Source organism: Flavobacterium rhamnosi, from assembly GCF_048286515.1.
Lineage (GTDB): Bacteria > Bacteroidota > Bacteroidia > Flavobacteriales > Flavobacteriaceae > Flavobacterium.
The window spans coordinates 153587-175797 of record NZ_JBLVPS010000001.1; the positions used below are offsets into that span (position 1 = coordinate 153587).

General features: G+C 33.2%; 18 protein-coding genes. 5 read left to right on the forward strand and 13 right to left on the reverse strand.

Going from position 1 to position 22211, the window contains the following annotated elements; genetic code table 11:
* Positions 1-30: 30 nt before the first annotated feature.
* A complete protein-coding gene (gene truA, locus ACNQGN_RS00720) occupies positions 31-765 on the reverse strand; it encodes a tRNA pseudouridine(38-40) synthase TruA (RefSeq protein ID WP_417985958.1) in 735 nt (244 codons plus the stop codon).
* 283 nt (positions 766-1048) lie between these two features.
* Here truA and ACNQGN_RS00725 point away from each other — a divergent pair, with 283 nt between their 5' ends.
* The gene (locus tag ACNQGN_RS00725; RefSeq protein WP_417985959.1) at positions 1049-1546 is read left to right on the forward strand and encodes a metallophosphoesterase family protein; all 498 of its coding nucleotides are present in this window, start codon (positions 1049-1051) and stop codon (positions 1544-1546) included.
* A 3-nt stretch (positions 1547-1549) separates the two neighbouring features.
* Here the strand turns inward: ACNQGN_RS00725 and ACNQGN_RS00730 are convergent, their stop codons facing one another.
* The 3 genes from ACNQGN_RS00730 to ACNQGN_RS00740 all read right to left on the reverse strand — a co-directional run bounded on the left by ACNQGN_RS00730 (position 1550) and on the right by ACNQGN_RS00740 (position 4488).
* A complete protein-coding gene (locus ACNQGN_RS00730; protein ID WP_417985960.1) occupies positions 1550-3244 on the reverse strand; it encodes a tetratricopeptide repeat-containing sensor histidine kinase in 1695 nt (564 codons plus the stop codon).
* Positions 3245-3268: 24 nt separating this feature from the next.
* Complete coding sequence (locus tag ACNQGN_RS00735) at positions 3269-3931, reverse strand: response regulator (protein WP_417985961.1); 663 nt, start codon at positions 3929-3931, stop codon at positions 3269-3271.
* 143 nt (positions 3932-4074) lie between these two features.
* Entirely contained in the window at positions 4075-4488 is a 414-nt protein-coding gene (locus ACNQGN_RS00740) for a DUF4293 domain-containing protein (RefSeq protein ID WP_417985962.1), read from the reverse strand.
* A gap of 181 nt (positions 4489-4669) precedes the next feature.
* Between ACNQGN_RS00740 and rho the strand changes: the two genes are divergently transcribed.
* Positions 4670-6469 (forward strand): transcription termination factor Rho, encoded by a 1800-nt coding sequence (gene rho / locus ACNQGN_RS00745; RefSeq protein ID WP_417985963.1) that lies wholly within the window; start codon positions 4670-4672, stop codon positions 6467-6469.
* Between the two features lie 125 nt (positions 6470-6594).
* Here the strand turns inward: rho and ACNQGN_RS00750 are convergent, their stop codons facing one another.
* The 4 genes from ACNQGN_RS00750 to ACNQGN_RS00765 all read right to left on the reverse strand — a co-directional run bounded on the left by ACNQGN_RS00750 (position 6595) and on the right by ACNQGN_RS00765 (position 13689).
* Positions 6595-7830 (reverse strand): RsmB/NOP family class I SAM-dependent RNA methyltransferase, encoded by a 1236-nt coding sequence (locus tag ACNQGN_RS00750; protein ID WP_417985964.1) that lies wholly within the window; start codon positions 7828-7830, stop codon positions 6595-6597.
* Between the two features lie 179 nt (positions 7831-8009).
* The gene (locus ACNQGN_RS00755) at positions 8010-9995 is read right to left on the reverse strand and encodes a KUP/HAK/KT family potassium transporter (protein WP_417985965.1); all 1986 of its coding nucleotides are present in this window, start codon (positions 9993-9995) and stop codon (positions 8010-8012) included.
* 120 nt (positions 9996-10115) lie between these two features.
* Positions 10116-12077: a KUP/HAK/KT family potassium transporter gene (locus ACNQGN_RS00760; RefSeq protein ID WP_417985966.1), complete on the reverse strand. Its 1962-nt coding sequence runs from the start codon at positions 12075-12077 to the stop codon at positions 10116-10118.
* A gap of 118 nt (positions 12078-12195) precedes the next feature.
* Positions 12196-13689 (reverse strand): hypothetical protein, encoded by a 1494-nt coding sequence (locus ACNQGN_RS00765; protein WP_417985967.1) that lies wholly within the window; start codon positions 13687-13689, stop codon positions 12196-12198.
* A gap of 114 nt (positions 13690-13803) precedes the next feature.
* Here ACNQGN_RS00765 and ACNQGN_RS00770 point away from each other — a divergent pair, with 114 nt between their 5' ends.
* Positions 13804-14868: a sialidase family protein gene (locus ACNQGN_RS00770; protein WP_417985968.1), complete on the forward strand. Its 1065-nt coding sequence runs from the start codon at positions 13804-13806 to the stop codon at positions 14866-14868.
* Between the two features lie 274 nt (positions 14869-15142).
* Here the strand turns inward: ACNQGN_RS00770 and ACNQGN_RS00775 are convergent, their stop codons facing one another.
* The 4 genes from ACNQGN_RS00775 to ACNQGN_RS00790 form a co-directional block, all read right to left on the reverse strand.
* On the reverse strand, positions 15143-15601 hold the full coding sequence (locus ACNQGN_RS00775; RefSeq protein ID WP_417985969.1) for a sensor of ECF-type sigma factor: 459 nt from the start codon (positions 15599-15601) through the stop codon (positions 15143-15145).
* A 40-nt stretch (positions 15602-15641) separates the two neighbouring features.
* Entirely contained in the window at positions 15642-16055 is a 414-nt protein-coding gene (locus ACNQGN_RS00780) for a hypothetical protein (RefSeq protein ID WP_417985970.1), read from the reverse strand.
* 31 nt (positions 16056-16086) lie between these two features.
* Positions 16087-16629: an RNA polymerase sigma factor gene (locus ACNQGN_RS00785; RefSeq protein ID WP_417985971.1), complete on the reverse strand. Its 543-nt coding sequence runs from the start codon at positions 16627-16629 to the stop codon at positions 16087-16089.
* 62 nt (positions 16630-16691) lie between these two features.
* Entirely contained in the window at positions 16692-17882 is a 1191-nt protein-coding gene (locus ACNQGN_RS00790; RefSeq protein WP_417985972.1) for an SRPBCC family protein, read from the reverse strand.
* Positions 17883-18170: 288 nt separating this feature from the next.
* Between ACNQGN_RS00790 and ACNQGN_RS00795 the strand changes: the two genes are divergently transcribed.
* Entirely contained in the window at positions 18171-20210 is a 2040-nt protein-coding gene (locus ACNQGN_RS00795) for a dipeptidyl-peptidase 3 family protein (RefSeq protein ID WP_417985973.1), read from the forward strand.
* Positions 20211-20519: 309 nt separating this feature from the next.
* On the forward strand, positions 20520-20909 hold the full coding sequence (locus tag ACNQGN_RS00800) for a pyrophosphohydrolase domain-containing protein (protein ID WP_417985974.1): 390 nt from the start codon (positions 20520-20522) through the stop codon (positions 20907-20909).
* 89 nt (positions 20910-20998) lie between these two features.
* Here ACNQGN_RS00800 and ACNQGN_RS00805 read toward each other — a convergent pair whose 3' ends face one another.
* Positions 20999-22066, reverse strand: a complete 1068-nt coding sequence (locus ACNQGN_RS00805; protein ID WP_417985975.1) for a branched-chain amino acid aminotransferase — start codon at positions 22064-22066, stop codon at positions 20999-21001.
* Between the last annotated feature and the right edge of the window lie 145 nt (positions 22067-22211).

Consider the following 22211-nt stretch of genomic DNA (forward strand, 5'->3'; position numbering starts at 1 on the left):
TATGCTTTAGGCATAATGTTTATAGTCTAACTATAAATAATCGTACTCTATTTTGGTCAAATACAAACCATGCGCTGGAACCGAAAAACCAGCTTTATCTCTGTTTTTTCCTTCAATGATGGCGGTAAAATCGACTAATGTAATCTTATGTAATCCTATGTTTACTAATGTTCCCACAATGGCACGTACCATGTTACGTAGGAAACGGTTGGCAGAAATCGTAAAAATAAGGTTGCCGTTTTCCTGTTTCCAATACGCTTCAAAAATGGTGCAGTCGAAAGTGTTTACATCCGTATTGACTTTTGAAAAGCACTGAAAATCAGTATGATTGAATAGTAGTTTTGCAGCTTCATTCATTAAATCCACATCTAGTTTTTGATGGAAATACCAACTTTGTTCCTGTGAAAACACATCTTTAAACGTGTTGATATGATATTCATACGTTCGTTTTAAAGCGTCAAAACGAGTGTGTGCTTCATCAGACACTGGAATGATGTCATAAACAACAATGTCGTTGGGCAAATAGGAGTTGAGTTTGTGGACTAGATTTGGACTATTGATTGCAGTTTCAAAATCAAAATGAGCATACATTTCCTTTGCGTGAACTCCGGTATCCGTTCGTCCGGCTCCCATGAGATTAATCTCTTTATTCAATAACACAGAAAATGCTTTATTCATCGTTTCTTGAACCGACGAAGCATTGGGTTGGTATTGCCAGCCGTGATAATGGGTTCCGTTGTATGCTAATTTTATGAAATATCTCAAGGTTAGATTTCAGATTTCAGATTTCAGATTTCAGATTATTCTGAGAGAAATCGGGTTTTGTACTTTTAAGTAGCAAAGATACTTATTAATTTTTGTGTCACGAAGGCGCTATGGTGCAAAAGTTTGTTAAGTTTTAAATGGATTTTTTATTTGGAATTTGAATGTTTATTTTTGCGACAAAATTGCAGACCTGAAAGAGGTGAAAATCCGCTTATGCTTTTTCTTAAAAGCATAAAATATTGATCCGGATAGCAGTAAATTACTCGAAAATAAAACAAATACTTTGAAAAAAATTTTGCTGCTCTCCGATACACACAGTCACATTGACGATACTATTTTAAAATATGTTGCACAGGCTGACGAAGTTTGGCACGCGGGTGATATTGGTGATTTAGCAGTAACGGATACCATAAAAAAACTAAAGCCGCTGCGATGTGTTTATGGCAATATTGATGACGCAAAAGCCCGATTGGAATTTCCGCTACACAATCGGTTTGTTTGCGAAGACGTTGCTGTCTGGATTACTCATATTGGCGGTTATCCGGGGAAATACAACCCCAATATAAAAGCAGAGATGGATAAAAATCCTCCTAAATTATTTATTTGCGGACATTCGCACATTTTGAAAGTGATGTTTGATAAAAAGCATAATTTATTGCACATGAATCCTGGAGCTGCCGGAAAAAGTGGTTTTCATCAAGTGCGCACGATGCTGCGTTTTGTGATTGATGGCGATAAAATAAAGGATTTAGAAATTATAGAAATAGAGAAAAAAGGATAACTTTTATCTGTATGCAATAGGCACGGCTATATAGATTGATGTTCCGGAGTTTTGTTTGGAATCGATAGAAATACCTCCTTTTAAATTGTTTATCCGCGCCTGGATCTGATTGAGTCCAAAACCTTCAAGGAAATGAAAATGAGCGGGATCAAAACCTTTTCCGTTGTCATAGACATGAATTTGTAAGGCATTATTGTTTTCCTGTATTGTAATCTTTGCAGTGTTTGCCTGACTGTGTTTGGTTATATTATTCAATAGTTCACTGATGATAAAATAAATTTTCATTTCAAATTCTTCGTTATAGCGTGTTTTTGTAGCTACCGGACTTGAATATTTAAATTGAATTACAGAATTTGAATTTTTTTCGCTTAGGTCTTCCAGTGCGTAAAACAAACCAAAACGAGCCAAAAGAGAGGGCATAAGTTCATGGGATAGATCGCGAACTTTATCGTGTGCTTCAACTAATATGGCTTTAGTCTTTAGTATTTCTTGAGGGGGTGATTGATTTTGAGATGTGAAAACATTTAAATGTAATCCTGCTGAAGACAGCAAAGCGCTGATATTATCATGTAAAAAAGCGGCTATTTTTTTTCTTTCCTGTTCCTGTCCGTTGATGGAAGCATTAATGATATTTTCCTGAATTTTGCTTTGCAGGTCTTTGAGTTTATTGTTTTGTTTTAGTCTTGCATTCTGGAATGAAAAGTAAAAAAGAATTATAATTAACAGCAATAGCGAAATAACGACAATGCTGATTTTTTTATTCTTAGACTGTTTTTCTAATAATAAATATTGGCTGGATTTGTATTTTGTTTCTATGGTATCAATCTCTCTTTTGTATCTGTCGATTTCGAGATTAATTCCTGCAACGTTAGCCTTTTTTAGTTTCTCCTCATAATTAAGTTCGGCTGTAATGGAGTTATACAGCGCCAGATTTTCATATGCTTTTTGATATTCGCCGTTTTTTAATAAAAATTTGGAATATTCTTGGTGTGATAGAGACAAATCTGATTTTTCATCTCCCTGACGTCCTAATCGTATAGCATTTTGGAAAAAGAAGTGTGCTTTTTCAGCGTCGTTTTTATAGCTGTAATACATGCCGTTTAACATGTTAAGTGCTACCAGAGTAGATGTGTCTCCATGTTTTTTGTGGTGTTGATTGATGTACTTTAGATAAGGTAATCCTTTGCTAAAATCACCAATATCAAAATAAGCCCAGGCAATATTGAGTTTTGTAAAAACAGTTTGACTCAAATCACTTGTTTTTTTGCAGTATTCTAATGATTTTTTATAACAAAGAATCCCTTTTTCATATTGTTTTTTATCAAAACAATAGATGTTTCCTAAATTATTATACAGCCAGTTTTTTAATTGATTATTGTTGGTTTTATTAGCATAAAGTAAGCCCTTATTGTAGTAAAAAAAGGCTTTGTCAAATTCTGCTAATTCATCAAAATTGGCGCCAATTGTATTGTAAATTGAAGCTATAAGGTTATCATCCTTACTGGCAATGGCATAGTGTAAAGCGATTCTGGCTTTTACCAGAGATTTTTCAAAATGGCCTTCCTTCATGTATTGATTTGCCTCTTTTGCCAATACTGTAATTTCTTTTTTTGTAGGCGTTTTTTGCTGTGCGGAAAAAGCAGTGTTAAGAAACAATAGCAGAAACAAAGACAATATGTTAATTCGGAATTGAGGCATAAAATAGAACTTTTACTGCTGGGTTTATGATCTAATCAAATTGTTTTTAAGGGCATATTTGACCAGACTGATGGTGTTTTTTAGATCTAATTTTTTCATTATGTTTTTACGGTGCGTTTCAACTGTATTTATACTGATAAATAATTGCTCGCTAATTTCCTTTCCACTGTATTCTAATGAAATCAAAGTAATTATTTCCAATTCGCGTCCTGTCAAAATTGAATTTGAAGCCGATTCGTATTTGTTTAGTTTTGGATTGTTCTTTGTGAAAGAATTAAAGATTTTTTCCCGAATAGGTTTGCAAAAATACTCTTCTCCGTTTGAAATTGCCGCAATGGCTTCAACAATATTTTCGCCGGCACATTGTTTTGTTAAATAGCCGCTTGCGCCAAGTTTCATGATTTCTTTTATCAATTTCAAGTCATCATAACTGGAGAGAATAATAACCTTGCACGGAAAACCTTTTTCTGCAAATTCTTTAATTACCTCAATTCCGTCTTTTTGAGGCATGTTGATATCCAGTATAAGAATGTCGGATTTGTTATTCGTAACGTCATCGTAAATGTTGTTTCCATTTAAGGAGAAGCCAACCACTTCATAATTAGGTATGGTTCGCAGTAAAGTAGTGATTCCATCAATAAGTATTTGATGATCGTCCGCTAAATGGATTCTGATTTTTGTTTTCATAGGGGAATTACCAGGTTCAAATTTATAAAAATTTAATGAATCATTTAGTAAGATTTTTAGTATTTTTATAGTATTATGTGCACAAAAAAACCCGAATTGTTACATTCGGGTTTCCTTCGCACTAATAAACTAAGTTTATAGGTTTACCTCAATCTGTCCACTGATTTTACAAGATCTTCATCCTTTTTGATGGCCTTATTAGCTAACACTAATAATACGATAGCAACTACAGGTAGAAACATCCCAATACCTTTCTCCGAAACAACCAGTGTCTCTCCAGATAAGTTTAATGAACGATATACAAACAATCCTAATAAAATTAAATTTAATATGATATTCAATCTGCCGATAACAAATTGATTTTGTCTTTTTTTATAAGATACAATACTCAATAAAGTAAGCGTTGTGCTTAAACCAAATAAGATTACATAAACTTGATTTTGCATGAAATAATATTCGGAATCATTGCTCATTGTCCATAGAGGAATGAAAAATGGTAAAATTCCTGTTACTACAAAAGCAAGAAATAAATAAATGGTTTGAATTCTTTGTATCATGGTTTGAATTTGTTCTACAAAAATATATTTTCTTTTTTATAAATGCTATTGTATGATTAAATTTTATTCGTATTATTGCATAACAATTCCGTAAGCACTTCATACTGCGGTTGATTCAAAATTAAAAAGTTTACTACCTATCTTTACAATTTTCCAAATTAATTAAACTCAAAGAACATTCATGTTTGATATTTCTGCATTAAAAGAAATGAAGCTATCTGAGCTTCAAGAAATAGCTAAATCAGCTAAAACCATAAAGTTTAACGGTGTAAAAAAAGAGACATTAATTAGTCATATTTTAGAGCATCAAGCGGCTAGCGTTGATTCGACATTAGATACAAAAAAGGAAATTAATGTTGAAGACGATAAGCCTAAGAGAGTTCGAATCGTTCCTGTTAAAAAAGCAGCCATTCAAAAAACCGTAGCAAAGTCTCTTTTCGAAAAAGAAGAAGCTGTTGAGGAAGTAAGCGCTCCACTAGCAGCAGATTTTCCGGTTGAAGCAAGTGAACCTGTTAAGGAAGTAAGTGAAATTTCTGAGGCAGTAGATGTAGAAAAAAAAGTTGGGAAGATTATTAAGTTTAATAAATCGGCCTATGAAAAGAAAATTGCTTTAAAAAAGGATAAAGAGGAAGTAAAAGAAGCAACCAAAGAAAACGTAGATGTTGCCGAAATAGCTAGCGAGGAGAAAATAGAAGTTCCGGCACCGGTAAAAAAAATAAACCCGAATCAATTACATAAGCAGAACCCAAACCAGAACCCAAACCAGAACCCGAATCAGAACCCAAACCAGAACCCAAACCAGAACGGGAATCAAAATCCAAATTTTAAAAATAAGAAAAGTAATTTTGCTGCTTCGGACTTTGAATTTGATGGAATAATTGAAAGCGAAGGTGTTCTTGAAATGATGCCTGATGGATATGGATTCTTGCGTTCTTCAGATTACAATTATTTGGCTTCGCCAGATGATATTTATTTATCGACTTCTCAAATTAGATTGTTCGGTCTTAAAACCGGTGATACAGTAAAAGGTGTGGTTCGTCCACCAAAAGAAGGAGAGAAATTTTTTCCATTAGTAAGGGTTTTAAAAATAAACGGACACGATCCTCAAGTGGTTCGTGATAGAGTTTCATTCGAACATTTAACGCCAGTTTTTCCTTCAGAGAAATTCAAACTGGCTGAAAAACAAAGCACTATTTCAACGCGTATAATCGATTTATTCTCTCCAATAGGAAAGGGACAGCGTGGAATGATTGTGGCGCAACCGAAAACAGGTAAAACAATGTTACTTAAGGAAATTGCCAATGCAATTGCGGCGAATCATCCTGAAGTTTATTTGATTGTTTTATTAATAGATGAGCGCCCGGAAGAGGTTACGGACATGCAACGTAGTGTGCGTGGTGAAGTAATTGCTTCTACTTTTGACAGAGAACCGCAGGAGCATGTGAAAATTGCTAATATCGTTCTTGAAAAGGCCAAGCGTTTGGTTGAATGTGGTCACGATGTAGTGATTCTTTTGGATTCCATTACGCGTTTGGCTAGAGCCTACAATACGGTTCAGCCAGCTTCAGGTAAAGTATTAAGTGGAGGTGTTGATGCTAATGCATTGCAAAAACCAAAGCGTTTCTTTGGAGCTGCCCGTAACGTTGAAAATGGTGGTTCGTTAAGTATAATCGCTACTGCTTTGACAGAAACTGGTTCGAAAATGGATGAAGTTATTTTTGAGGAATTTAAAGGTACTGGTAATATGGAGTTGCAGTTGGACCGAAAAATTGCGAACAAGCGTATCTTCCCGGCAATCGATTTGACTTCTTCAAGTACAAGACGTGATGATATGTTATTAGATCAAAAAACATTGCAAAGAATGTGGATTATGCGAAAATATCTTTCGGATATGAACCCAGTGGAGGCAATGGATTTCATTAATGATCGTTTTAAGAAAACTAAGAATAATGAAGAGTTTTTAATCTCGATGAATGATTGATATTAAAAAAATTAAGGCTTCAGGTTTGAGATTGTTAAATAACCTTGAACTGAAATTTGAAATGATATGATATAAAAAAATCCTCGAAATTTCGAGGATTTTTTAGTTTTTAGAAGTTTTTAGTTTTAAGCCTTAACTTCTTTTATTTCTTCTTTTCGTTCTAGCAAAGCCATATAAAAGCCATCGAAACCAGATTCTGAAGCCAATATTTTTTGATCTTTAATAAAATTGAATTGTTTACCAATGTCAGTAGTCAAAAAACGAGCAATTTGTTCTTGATTTTCTGATGGTAATATAGAACAAGTAGCATACACTAATTTTCCACCTGGCTTTACAATTTTAGAATAACTTTCTAAAACTTCCGATTGTACTTTACGGATGTTATCGATAAATTCAGGCTTTAATTTCCACTTTGCATCCGGATTTCTTTTAAGAACTCCTAAACCACTGCATGGAGCGTCAATTAAAACACGGTCCGCTTTTTCGTGTAATTTTTTGATGATTTTAGTCGAGTCAATAATACGGTATTCAATATTGAAAGCGCCATCTCTTTTTGCTCTGATTTTTAATTGCTTCAATTTGCTTTCATACAAATCCATTGCAATTAATTGTCCTTTGTTTTCCATTAAAGAAGCAATGTGTAATGTTTTTCCACCTGCACCCGCACACGTATCAACGACACGCATTCCTGGTTTTACATCAAGAAACGCAGCTACTAATTGGGAATTGGCATCCTGTACCTCAAAGAAACCCTGTTTGAAAGCGTCAGTCAGGAAAACGTTAGCTCTTTCTTTTAAAACTAAAGCATCTGGCTGGTTTTTAAGTGTTTCCGTTTCAATGTTTAAATCCATTAAAATCGCACGTAGAGCTTCTCTGGTTGTCTTAAGGGTATTTACCCTTAGGATAACTTTTGCAGGCTGGTTTTGAGCTGTTATCTCCGTTGCCCAAACTTTTTCACCTAATTCTTTAACTCCTAATTCATCCATCCAATCTGGAATTGATTCTTTTAAAGCTCTCACTTTTGAAAGTTCATCAAAACGACCTTTTATTTTTCTTTCCGGAGTTCCTTCCAATTGACGCCAATCCGGAATAGGGTAGCCTCTTAGTACTGCCCAAACTGAAAACATTCTCCAAATATTGTCTCTGTCAAAAGGCTCTTTTACTTCTGCTATTTCTGCATATAATCTTTTCCAACGTACAATTTCGTAGATGGTTTCGGCAACAAATTTTCTGTCAGAGCTTCCCCAACGTTTGTCTTTTTTTAAGGATCTTGCTACCACTTTGTCAGCATATTCGCCTTCATTAAAAATGGCGTTTAAGGCATCTATTGTTGTGTAAACTAAATTTCTGTGTAATCTCATTTTAAATAATTGAGGTGCAAAGGTAGGTTTTTTTTAGCTGAGTTTGTATTTGTACTTTAGGAGTTTATTCAGTAGTTCATTGAAAACATTTGTACAATAGATAAAAACAAAAAAGTTTTTTTCTAACAGAGAAAAAAACTTTTTTGAAATAAGATATGACGTAAAGAAAATCGTAGCGGTTACATGTTAGGATTAGACTTTTCGATTCTTTTCATATTGATAATTTCCGGTGGATGAAGCACCATAGGAAATTGTTCTACTTTTACAGAACTATTGTCTAAACCAAAAGCTTTTCCTTCAGACAAACTGAATTTTTTCAAAACGAAATAGGTATTCATTACAATTTTTTCAAAGAAAGTTAAATCACTATCATTGGAAAGGAATTTTTCGGATAACACAAATTTGAAATCCCCTATAATGTTATTTTTATTTAAGGATTCATATCTGCTTGAAATGTCCATTTCACCTTTGCTAACCATATCCTTGATAACTTCTTTGAACATTAAGTTTATTTTTGTTGGTTCTCTAAAACCCAGGTAAAAATCAACTCTGTATAAATCATCTTTTAGTATTTCTGTTACTCGGTATTCTTTTTTATAGGGTTCATTTAACACATTTACATGTATAAACCAGTAGATGTCAGCTCTCTTTGGTCTTTTTCGAAGGATTGAATACATTACTTTTTCTTCAATTTCATCTGATCTGGTTGCGTTGGTCATGTATACCAAATGGGTCGCATATTTTGGGATTGTTTCATCATGACTTAACTCACCAAGAACTTTTATGTAATCTTCAATTTTAACAATTTGGGTGTAATTTTTACTAATTTTTTTTGCTAAAAACCAAGTGCTCATTGTGAAAATCATAAATATTGCTACAAATAGTGTAACGTAGCCACCTTCCATAAATTTAGAAATGTTAGCGTACAAAAAGCCAATTTCTATAGTGCCGTATAATGTTATTAAAGGCGTCATGAAATACCATTTGACTCTTTTCATTATCAAATAGAAATTTAATAGCGTTGTCGTCATCATCATCCCTAAAATTATTGACAGACCGTAGGCATGCTCCATGTATTTAGATTCCTTGAAGTATAAAATGATACCAACACAACCTAGAAATAGTAACCAGTTTATCGAAGGGATGTATAGTTGCCCTTTTACATCCGTTGGGTAGTTGATTCTTACTTTTGGCCAAAAATTCAAACGCATGGCTTCGTTAATTAATGTAAATGAGCCACTTATTAATGCCTGCGAAGCAATAATAGCGGCAAACGTTGCAATGACAATTCCAATGGGTTGAAACCAATCGGCCATGATTAAATAAAATGGATTGTGATTGGAACTTCCTAATTGCGCTAATGTTTTTCCTTCGTGCATTAGTAAAAAAGCTCCTTGTCCAAAATAATTCAGAATCAATGTTGTTTTTACAAAAATCCAACTTACTCTGATATTTCGTCTTCCACAATGTCCCATATCCGAATATAAAGCTTCGGCTCCGGTTGTGCATAGAAATACCGCTCCAAGAATTAAAAACCCTTCTCCAGCACGATCTGAAGTTAATAGCTTATAGCCATAGTAAGGATTAATGGCTTTAAAGATTTCAATATTTTTAAAAATTTGTAGGCAACCTAAAACGCCAAGCATAGTAAACCATACTAACATGGTAGGAGAGAAAAACTTACTTACCAGTTTAGCGCCAAATTGCTGAATGCTGAAGAGTATAAAAAGTATCGCTATTACAATTGGGATTGTTGGGATGTCGGGTTTGAAAATGCGCAGTCCTTCGACTGCAGAGGATACCGAAATCGGAGGCGTAATTATACCTTCAGCCAATAATAAACTTCCCCCAATAATCGCGGGAACAATTAGCCATTGTATTTTAGTTTTTTTTACTAGAGAATATAATGAAAAAATACCACCTTCGCCATGATTATCCGCATTGAGGGTAATAATTACATATTTTAAAGTAGTTTGTAAAGTCAATGTCCACAATATACAGGATAAACCACCTAATATTAATTGCTTGTTTATGGCATGTTCTCCTATTATGGCTTTCATTACATATAAAGGGGAGGTGCCAATATCCCCATAAATTATTCCTAAAGTGATCAATAAACCAGCTGCAGAAAGCTGACTGTGTATGTTTTTATGCGAAGTACTCATGAATAATTTTTATATAACTTATCAAATTTACTCTTTTTAAATAAATTAGCGCTTTTTCTACCATAAAAAAACACCGTAATTAGTACGGCGTTTTTAAAAAGATTGTGTGTTTAAAATAATTTATTTAACTCTGGTCAAGCCTATGTTTTCAGGTGCATGAAGGACCATTGGAAATTTTTCTATTTTTACAGAGCTACTGTCTAAACCAAAAGCTCTTTCTTCAGATAAACTTAGTTTTTTAATTAAGAAATAGGAGTTCATAATTATTTTTTCATGCCATCTTAAGTCACTATCATTAGAAAGAAATTTTTCAGATAAAACAAATTTAAAATCGCCTATGATATTGTTTTTATTCAAAGATTCATATCTGCTGGTAATATCTACTTCTCCTTTTTGTACCATATCTTTGATTACTTCTTTAAACATCAGGTTTATTTTTGTAGGTTCTCTAAAACCTAAATTAAAATCAACACGATATAAATCATCTTTGACAATTTCAGTTACTTTATATTCAGTTTTATAAGGTTCCGTTAATATATTCACATGGACAAACCAATAAATATCGGCTCTTTTAGGTCTTTTTTGTAAAATGGAATACATTACTTTTTCTTCAATCTCATCGATTCGTCCTGCATTAGTCATATAGACTAAATGTGTAGCATATTTTGGGATTGATAAATCGGCACTCAATTCAACAAGTACTTTTTTGTAATCTTCAATTTTAACAATTTTAGTATAACTCTTGTTGATTTTCTTAGCTAAATACCAAATCGTCATCACAGCTATCAAGGCTATTGCGATAAAAAGAGTAACATAACCACCGTCAGAGAACTTCGTAATATTTGCGGCCAGAAAACTAAATTCAATTATTAGATAAATGGTAATCAATGGTACAATAAAATACAATTTTACCCTTTTCATTATCAAATAAAAGTTAAGTAAAATGGTGGTCATTATCATACATAGGATAATAGCCAGTCCATAAGCATGTTCCATATTACTGGATTCTTCAAAGTGCAATACGATTCCAACACATCCCAAAAAGAGTAACCAGTTTATCGATGGAATATACAATTGCCCTTTTAATTCGGTCGGATATTTAATTTTTACTTTTGGCCAGAAGTTTAATCGCATCGCCTCATTTATCAAAGTAAATGACCCGCTAATTAATGCTTGTGAAGCAATTACTGCCGCAAGGGTTGCTATTACGATTCCTATGGGTTGAAACCAGTCAGGCATTATCAGGTAAAAGGGATTTCCGTTTTTTCCACCCAAACTTTGTAATGTTTCTCCCTCGTGATGTATTAAATAAGCGGCTTGACCAAAATAATTAAGCACCAAAGCTGTTTTTACAAAAATCCAGCTAATTCTAATATTTTTTCGTCCACAATGTCCCATGTCCGAGTACAATGCTTCAGCACCTGTTGTACATAGAAATACAAATCCTAAAACAAAAAAACCTTCTGGATGAATGGTCAATAAATGATAGGCGTAATATGGATTGATAGCTTTTAAAACCTCAGTGTGTTGAGTAATTTGTGCTATTCCCAGAATAGCTAGCATACCAAACCAAATAAGCATCATGGGTGCAAAAAACTTACCAACTAATTTGGTCCCAAATTGCTGAATAGTAAAAAGTACAAATAGTATACCGATGACTATAGGGATTGTATTTATTTCAGGATAATAGGTTCTAATTCCTTCAACAGCAGAAGATACTGAGATGGGAGGGGTTATAATTCCATCAGCGAGCAAGGCACTTCCCCCAATTATTGCGGGGACAATTAACCATTTAATTTTTGTTTTTTTGACCAGTGCATATAGCGCAAAAATACCACCTTCACCATGGTTGTCAGCGCTTAGGGTTATAAGAACATATTTGATGGTTGTTTGTAATGTAAGTGTCCAAAAAACACATGATATTCCGCCTAAAACAATATCTGCATCAATGATATGATCACCAAGAATGGCTTTCATTACATATAATGGTGAAGTTCCAATATCACCGTAAATTATTCCTAATGAAATTAATAGTCCACCTAGTGTCCATTGACTGTGGAGGTTTTTATGCGAAGTGCTCATGAATATTTTTTAAAAAACTGGTCAAATTTACGCTTTTATAATAATTTTCAGCTTTTTATCGAATAAAAAAAAACACGGCCTTAGGAGCCGTGCTTTTAAAAAAAAAACATTAAAGTTTTTATGATCTTCTATTATCATTTTTTGAAGAATTGCCTCTTTGATTTTCTGTTCTTTGCGGAGCTGATTCTCTTGAAGAGTTACCTCTGTTCTGTTGTTCTGCTCTCTGAGGGGCAACTTGTCTCGCAGGAGCCGTTCTGTTTTGAGAATAGTCTCTTTGAGACTCCGTTCTTTGCGGAGCTGCTTGTCTTGAAGGATTCGATCTGTTCTGAGAATAGTCTCTTTGGGAATTAGTTCTTTGCGGAGCGGCTTCTCTGGAAGGATTCGATCTGTTTTGAGAATAGTCTCTTTGTGACTCCGCTCTTTGCGGCGCTGCTTCTCTGGAAGGATTCGATCTGTTTTGAGAATAGTCTCTTTGTGACTCCGCTCTTTGCGGCGCTGCTTCTCTGGAAGGATTCGTTCTGTTTTGAGAATAGTCCCTTTGAGAATTAGTTCTTTGTGGCGCTGCTTCTCTGGATGGATTCGTTCTGTTTTGAGAATAGTCCCTTTGAGAATTATTTCTTTGCGGCGCTGCTTCTCTGGAAGGATTCGTTCTGTTTTGAGAATAGTCTCTTTGGGAATTAGTTCTTTGTGATCCCGCTTCTCTGGAAGGATTTGTTCTGTTTTGAGAATAGTCTCTTTGGGAATTAGTTCTTTGTGATCCCGCTTCTCTAGAAGGATTTGTTCTGTTTTGAGAATAATCTCTTTGCGAATTAGTTCTTTGTCCAACTGTTTCTCTAGAAGAATTTGTTCTGCTACCAACATTTCTAACACCTCTTCTTTGGTCTAATTCATAACGGTTTGTTACTTGAGAATTTCTTCTTGAAAAAGCATAATTTGGATATTGTCTTTCATAACCATTTGAACGTCTAGTGCGATATAATTCTGCGGCTCTATTGCTTCTTCTGTAAGTAACATAGTTATAATTGTTGTTTATATTCAAACTAATGTTGATGTTATTTCTGTATCTGTAAACTGGGAATGGATTCCAGGCATAATAATAAGAAGGATAATACCCCCAATTCCAGGTTGAGTAATAAGGACGGTAATTTGAGCTCCAGAAAGAAGCATAAATTAGCGGTGTACTGTAATATACAGGCTCATAAATGTAATTTTGGCCATACATGTAGACATCGCCTACAACTTGCACATGAATATTGTTGTTTCTGTCTTTCTCAACGTCAATTGTAGCAACATCCTGAAAGACCTCACGATCAAGAACGGCCTGAATGACAATTACGTGAGTTCGATTTTCTACGGTTTCAATTACTCGTAAATAATCAACTTCATTATCATTATTTAAATCCAAATTTGATATTTGAAGTTCTGGGTCATTTAACTGTCTTTCGAAATCCTGAAGATCTCTCGAATCTCCAAAAATTGATGCAACTGCCCGTAAATCTAAGTTGTCGCTAATCTCAGAATTCATGGCATTTATTGTGGTTCTGTCTTGCGCTTGTATTTGTGTTGCGAAAACAGAAGTCAATAGACTTAAAAGAAGTAGTTTCGTTTTCATAATTAATAGTATTAAGTTTAATGTTTTTTCAATATTCAATTACTGTGCCAATAAATTTGGCGTCCATTGGTAATACTATTTTTAGTTGTAAATTCGTCATAAAAATCATATAAAATGAAAAATATTTTTTTAATTGTGCTGTTTTTAAGTGTTTTTATATCCTGTAAAACAACTGGTTATGTTGCTGTAAAATTAAATAATACTGATTTTCAGTCTGTCCAGATTGACACCTTGTTTCAAGATGAAATGAGCATTAGAGCGATACTAATTGATGCTAATAAAGTGTGGTATGCGGCTGATAAATCAAGATTTGGTTTTTATGATTTGGAAAAAAGTAAAAGAAATGAAAACAAGATTGCGAATGATAGTTTGAAGTTTGAATTTAGAAGTATTGCACAAACAACTTCAGCTGTTTTTATCCTTACTGTTTCCAATCCGGCTTTGCTTTATAGAATTTCTAAAGATAATTCAGAAATAGAATTGGTTTATAAGGAAAATCACGAAAAAGTATTTTATGATAGTATGCAATTTTGGAATGATACAGATGGAATAGCTATAGGAGATCCGATATCCAATTGTCTTTCGATATTAATTACTCGTGACGGTGGAAATTCATGGAATAAAATCCCCTCGAGTAAATTGCCAAAAGTGATTGAGGGAGAAGCAGCTTTTGCAGCAAGCAACACAAATATTGTTTTAAAAGGGAATAAAACATGGATTGTTTCAGGAGGAAAAAAAGCAAGAGTTTTTTACGCACCGGATAAAGGAAAAACTTGGGAGGTTTTTGATACTCCAATTGTTCAGGGAAAAGCCATGACTGGAATTTTTACAGCTGATTTTTATGATTCGAAAAAAGGATTTATCGCAGGTGGAAATTATGAAGTGCCACAACAAAATTCAGGAAATAAAGCTTTTACAGCGAATGGAGGAAAAACTTGGAAATTAATTGCGGAGAACCAAGGTTTCGGATATGCTTCCTGCATACAATATGTTCCAAAGAGCGATGGGGCAGGATTAGTTTCAGTAGGTGCGTCCGGATTGTATTATTCTTCGGATAGAGGTAATTCGTGGAAACAGCTATCTGCAGATCCCAGTCTTTTTACCATTCGGTTTATCGATGAGAATACCGCTATTGCAGCTGGAAAGAATAAGATGATTCGCTTAAATTTCAAAAAATAAAAATACCTAAGCGCTAAATTCAAGTATTCTATTGTTCTTTTTTGAAAAATTATTTGCTTGGGAGCCTCTTTAGGCTAATTGTCCCATCGAATATAGTAGTAGCAAACAAGCGATTGAGAATAGTATTACGCTATTCAACAATCGCTTGTTTTTTAAATTTTCAAAATGTTAGTCTGCACTTTTTTTAAATATGATTAATACATATTTGTCCAGAGTGTAGCCCTTTTAGATCAGGCTTAGTGCCTTTTTTTTTGAGCTAATTAAACAAAATGTATTATTTTTTAGGGCCTTTATTTCGATATTGTTGTAGCAGTTTTCTGCTAAAATCCTCTTCAGCTTTTCTATATTTGATGATTTTCACGGCAGGAAGTATTCCTTTCATATTTTGCATGAATTTTTTTCTTAGCAGGAATAATTCTTCTTCCGTACTTTCCATTTGCGTCAAAAAAGTATTCGCTTCTTTTTCAGTCATTTTATCTAGAGAGCCATCATTCATTTTTTTCATGAAAGCCTTCATTTTTTGATGTCTCAATTCGAATTGTTTGTCATCAAAGGTGTTGAAGATTGGCCAGAATTTTTCCGCTTCATTAGCTGTCAGATCTAATTCGGTGGTCAGAAAAGCTACTTTTAAAGCTTTGATTTGTTCTCTTTTCTCTTTCATTTTTTCGCCTTGTGCGTAAAAATTAAAAGAAACAAAAAGAAGCAGTATTGGAAATAGTTTTTTAATATTCATTTTTTTATTTTTTTTGATTTTAACTTGGAAAAAACATTTTTTATTCTAAAATAAGATGTTCTAAGTTGGAATTTGTGGTTAAAAGATCTTCGATGGCTTGGTCTTCCAGTACAACAGTTGTTTTAATATTATTAATATCTTCGGTTTCTAGGACACTTATCAAATCATATTGATTTACATTAGATTGATAGGCTATGTAATTTTCTAAAGTAGTTGAGTCCAGCTCTTTCATGTTTGTTGAAGAGGGCATTAAAATAGGAATCATCAATGCAAGAACGAATACTGCGGCAACCATTATAATTATGTTTTTTCTTTTTTGAAAAATAGAAATTACTTTTGGCTCGCTTACAGGTAATTGCTCCATCATTTTGGTTGAAAAATTTTCAAAATAATAGTCCGGAGTTTTAAATCCTGAGTCCATTTTAGGTTCGTTTTCTAATTTAAATGCTTTCATAATACTTTAGACTTAATTAAATGAAAAAGGTTTAATTTGCCGTTACAAAGGCTTCAATTTTTTTTACGGCGTGATGATAAGATGCTTTCAAAGCACCTACGGATGTCCCTAGGATTTCTGATATTTGTTCATATTTTAATTCTTCAAAATATTTCATTTTGAAAACTAATTGTTGCTTTTCGGGTAAAACGGCAATGGCTTTTTGTAATTTTAATTGAATTTCATTTCCATCAAAAAAAACATCGGCTTTTAAATTGTCAATGGTTTTGTTTTGTAATGTTTCAGATGAGATTCCATTGATTTTTGCTTTTTGATTCAAAAAAGTCAACGCTTCATTAGTCGCAATGCGATATATCCAAGAGAAAAGTTTGCTCTCGCCCTTAAAGTTCTTTAAATTTTGAAATACTTTTATAAATGTATTTTGCAAAATATCGTCAGTATCATCATGGTTCAATACAATATTACGAATATGATTGTAGAGCGGTCTTTGGTAGTCCTGCAAGAGTTGTTGAAACGCTTCATTCTGCGTTTTAGGGTTCAATAGTTTTTGAATAAATTCCTTTTCCTCGTGCAAAGCTATTATTTATCAGTTAGAATGGAATATATCTATTAGGTTTAATCAAGGATGAAAAAAAATTAAAATTCAGATTCTTCTTCTTCCTTTTTTGGAGCAGTTGATTTTTTTATAAGCTGTTTAGGTTTTTCAATTGGTTCCGTTTTTATAGCTTCATTAGTTTTTACAACTGGTTCTGTTGGTGCTACTTCTTCGGTTTTAATAGCGGCTGGTTTGTAATATTTAACAGCTTCGACTTTTGGTTTTATAGGAGAATAAATTTCAGTAACCCATTTCGATGGGTTTTTTATTTCAGTTTTGCCTTTTGCATAAATTTCGAGATGTGAAATTGCGGGGTCAGGAGCTAATCGATTGGCATTAAGATACTTGGATGTTTTGTCCAAAGCTTTTTGTCTGTGGGAATAATCACCGATTAAAACAGTTTTTACCGCTTCGAATGCTTCTAATTTTGCAGAATAAAGATCACTTCCTTCGCTTGTGAAAATTTGATTTTTAATTGGTACACATATAGATATTTTGGCAAGTCCTTTTGCCGAGTCATAGGTATGGTATAGAATAAATGATTTCCCTGTGATTGGAATATTATTTTTTTCACAGAACAGTATTATTTTTGGGGAAACGATTTTATAATTTTTAATAATACTTGAAATTTTGCTGGTAAAAGTTTGATGCAAATAAAAGATTTCTGGCTTTTTTACTAAACCTTCCACTTTTACTGAATAAGTATTTATTTCATAATCAAGGGTTTTGTCTAAGTTGGCTAAGCTTTTTTCGTATAAGCCACCTATAATTTTTTCAACACCACCATTGAAAGCTGAATAAATTTTGAAAAGAAAGCTCATTTTTCCTTTTGTTCTCCACGTCACTTTAGTTCCTCCGACTGTATCTTTGAAGCTCCAGAAGACATCGGAAATTGTGCCGTCAGAATTCATTTTTTGAGAAATACTGTCATTTTCTTTTACAAAAATTGTTTTGATTTTACCACTACCACTTGTTCCTTCCCAGGAATAGGATGCACCTTTTCCAATAGTATTTTGAGGATACGTTATTTTTATCTCAGGATCTTCTATGGCCCATGAACCAAAGTCTTCCCAGTTTTTAAAATCGTTCACAAAATTAAACACTGCCGATTTTGGGGAATTAATGACTTTGCTTCTTTCAACAGTAAAATCTCCTTTTTGTGTTGCAATAAAAATGGACAGTGCAACTAAGCTAAGTAAAAGTAAAAGAAATAGATATTTTAAAATCCTCATGGTAATAGGCTGTTTTAACTTGTAAAGTTAAAAATTTTATTAATATAGTTGAGTAAGTAGCAAAAAATTATAAAAGAGGTTCTTTTAGTTCACTGCCATGTGTATCGTTTTTTGAAACTTAATTCTTAATTTATAAACTCTGAATTCAAAAAAATATTGGATAGAAAATACAATTGGTATTTAAATTGGATCGTAACAACGATAATTGGAAGGTGGTTTTATTATTTATTTAAAGAATATGTATATTTGTTGAATAATAGTTTATTTAACCCCTAAATATAATTAATAATGAAATCAATTAAAATTTTAAGTGTTTTTATTACCCTTACTGTTTCTGTTATTTGTAGTGCACAAAAAACAAAAAACGTTGAAGTGAAAATAACAGAAAAGGACTCTTTTTTTAATTATGTTGTGGAGCAATTTGCAGATATTAAAGTGTTGCGTTATCAAATTCCAGGTTGGGAAAATCTTACTCTAAAAGAGCAAAGATTAGTGTATTATTTGACACAGGCCGGAACGTCGGGTCGTGATATAATGTGGGACCAAAATTATAAATACAATCTAAAAATCAGAAAAGCCTTAGAGAACATTTACAAAAATTATAAAGGGGATAAAACCTCCGAAGACTGGAAAAATTTTGAAATTTATCTTAAAAGGGTATGGTTTTCAAATGGAATACACCATCATTATTCCAGTGATAAAATTAAGCCAGGTTTTTCTGCAGCATATTTCGATGGGTTGATGAAAGCGACTAAAACAGTTTTGTCACCAACTATTGCAGCTGTCATCTTTAATGATATTGATGTAAAAAAAGTTAATCTTGATGAATCGAAAGGTTTATTGGAAGGCTCAGCAATTAACTTTTACGGAAAAGGAATTTCATTAAAAGAAACGGAAGATTTCTATGCTAAGAAAAAAAGTCCAGATCCTAAAAAGCCATATTCTTATGGTTTGAATTCTAAATTAGTTCGCAACGCAAAGGGACAATTAGTAGAAAAAGTTTGGAAAAGTGGTGGTATGTATGGAGCGGCTATTGATAAAATTATTTATTGGTTAGAAAAAGCCAAAATTGTTGCCGAGAATAAAAAACAAGCAGATGCTTTAGGATTGCTAATCAGTTATTACAAAACAGGTAGCCTGAAAACCTGGGATGACTATAACATTGCCTGGGTGCATGCAACTGAGGGAAATATAGACTATATCAATGGTTTTATCGAAGTTTACAATGATCCGTTAGGATACAGAGGTTCTTATGAAGGAATCGTTCAGATAAAAGATTTTGACATGTCGGCAAAGATGGAAGTAGTCTCTAAAAATGCACAATGGTTTGAAGATAATTCTCCATTACTACCAGAACATAAAAAGAAAAATGTAGTTGGGGTTTCTTATAAAACGGTTATTGTAGCAGGAGAATCCGGTGATGCTTCGCCAAGCACACCTATTGGAGTTAATCTTCCTAACGCAGATTGGATTCGCGCGGAGCATGGTTCCAAGTCCGTTTCTTTAAGTAATATTATCGATTCATACGCTGAAGCTGCCGGAAAAGGAAAGTTAGAGGAGTTTGCAAATGATGAAGAAGAAATTGTGTTGGCAAAAAAATATGGAGAAATAGGAGGTAAGATGCATACTTCTTTACATGAAGTAGTTGGTCATGCCTCAGGGCAAATAAATCCAGGTGTCGGAACTCCAAAAGAATCCTTGAAAAGTTATGCCTCAACACTTGAAGAAGGAAGAGCGGATCTAGTGGCATTATATTATTTGTACAGCCCCAAATTGCAAGAATTAGGATTAGTCGATGATTGGAAAAAACTAGGGATGGATTCTTATAATAATTATATCAGAAATGGATTAATGATGCAATTAGTACGATTAGAATTAGGTTCTAATATTGAAGAATCACACATGAGAAATCGCCAGTGGGTAAGTGCCTGGGTTTTTGAGAAAGGAAAAAATGACAATGTTATTGAGAAAATCACCCGCAAAGGAAAAACGTATTTCAATATTACGGATTATCAAAAGCTACATGATTTATTTGGGCAATTGTTAAGAGAAGTGCAACGAATCAAATCAGAAGGTGATTATAACGCAGGGAAAGCATTAGTGGAAAATTATGGTGTAAAAGTAGATCAGAAATTGCATGCTGAAGTTTTGGAGCGTAACAAACAATTTGCTTCTGCCCCTTATAGTGGTTTTGTAAATCCAGTATTGATTCCAAAATTAGATAAAAATGGTAGAATTATTTCGATAGAAGTACAACAGCCAAAAACATTTGCGGAACAAATGTTGAAGTATTCTAAAACCTTTGGGTTTTTGCCATCAGAAAACTAATCGAAAACTAGAAGTATAATTTAAATAAAAATAAAAAATTTAACGTTTGAAAAATATTTTTATCATAAATAGTATTCCAATAAAAATTAAGAAACCTACTAAGATCTTGTAGTTACCCTTGTAAAACTCTTTATGTATTCTGATATCTTTTCGGTAGGCATAAATTGCTGCAATAACAAAAGCAACAAAAAAACAGCCTGCAAACACTAATTGTCCTTGACTAAACATAGTTTAAATTTTTTCAGGCAAATTTAGTTAATTGTTTAGAAATAGTTACTAATTTGCCTTTTCATTTAATAAAATATAAATATGCAAAAACAAATAAACTCAGTTAAGGAATTTCATACAGCATTTAAAATAGGTCATAATGAAATTCCTACTGCTAATTTAGGGGAAAGTAAGTACATTCTTCGATACAACCTGATGAAAGAGGAAAACGAAGAATATCTGGAAGCCGTTCAAAATAATGACATAGTAGAAATTGCGGACGCGTTAGGAGATATGATGTATATTCTGTGTGGAACTATTATTGAACATGGCTTGCAACATAAAATAGAAGAAGTTTTTGATGAAATTCAACGCAGTAATATGAGTAAGTTGGACGAAGATGGAAAACCTATTTACCGAGAAGATGGAAAAGTAATGAAGGGGCCTAATTATTTTAAACCTGATTTTTCTAAAATACTGGATAATAGGTAGATAGTGTTTAATTGGAATTCGAATAAGGTATAAAAAAAGCGATTTTCATAATGAAAATCGCTTTTTTTATAAATCTAAAATCAGGAAATTTATACTTTAACAGTCCAGCCAAAAGTATCTTCTTCCAATTTATTTTGAATATTGGTCAGTTTGTCTTTTAATTGTAATGCTATAGAGTCTTCAATTTTTGGTAAGTCATGATAGACATCTTTATAAGAGAATCCAGAAATTGGGCTTACCACTGCAGCGGTTCCAGCTCCAAATATTTCCTTTAAAGTTCCGTTTTCGGAAGCTTCAACAAGTTCTGAAACTAAAACGGGACGAATTTCTACATTTATGCCTTCACTTTTTGCTAAATCAATTAACGTTTTTCGGGTTACACCATCAAGAATTCTTTCGCTTACAGGAGCAGTTAGCAAAGTATTGTTAATTCTAAAAAACACATTCATTGTACCTGCTTCTTCAAGTTTGGTATGCGTTGCATCATCAGTCCAAATTACTTGTTGAAATCCTTCTTTATTAGCTAAGTCGGTAGGATAAAATTGAGCAGCATAATTTCCGGCAGCTTTTGCAGCTCCTATTCCTCCATTTGCAGCTCTACTAAAATGTTCAGCAATAAGTACTTTAACATCACCAGAATAATAGGATGTTACAGGCGATAAAATAATCATGAATTTATATTCATCTGACGGATTTGCGATCACTCCGGTACCCGTAGCAATCATAAACGGTCTGATATACATGGCGTTTCCTTTTCCTTTTTTTATCCAAGCTTCATCTAATTGTAACAATTGATTTAGACCATTCATAAATACATCTTCAGGAACTTCCGGCATAGCCATCCTTACAGCAGATTTATTAAATCGTTTGTAGTTTTCATCAGGTCTAAAAAGCCAAATATCATTATTATCATCTTTGTATGCTTTCATACCTTCAAAAATAGCCTGGCCATAGTGAAAAACTCTTGTAGATGGATCTAACAAAAAAGGAGCATAAGGCTTAATGACCGGTTTTTGCCATTCACCATTTTTAAAATCACACTCGAATAAATGATCTGTAAAAACAGAACCAAAGCTTAAGTTTCCAAAATCTACTTCATTTATTTTTGAAGAAGGTGCTTTAATTATTTCAATTTTGCTAGTTTGAGTTGTACTCATAATAAAGGATATTATTTATTTTTATTTTTTATAAGTGATATGCTTGAGCATTAAAACCTTTGATTTTAAAAAAGGTACTTTAATGTTTGCAAAATTAAATAAAAATCATCGAAATACTTATCAAAATGCCATTAATTATAGCATT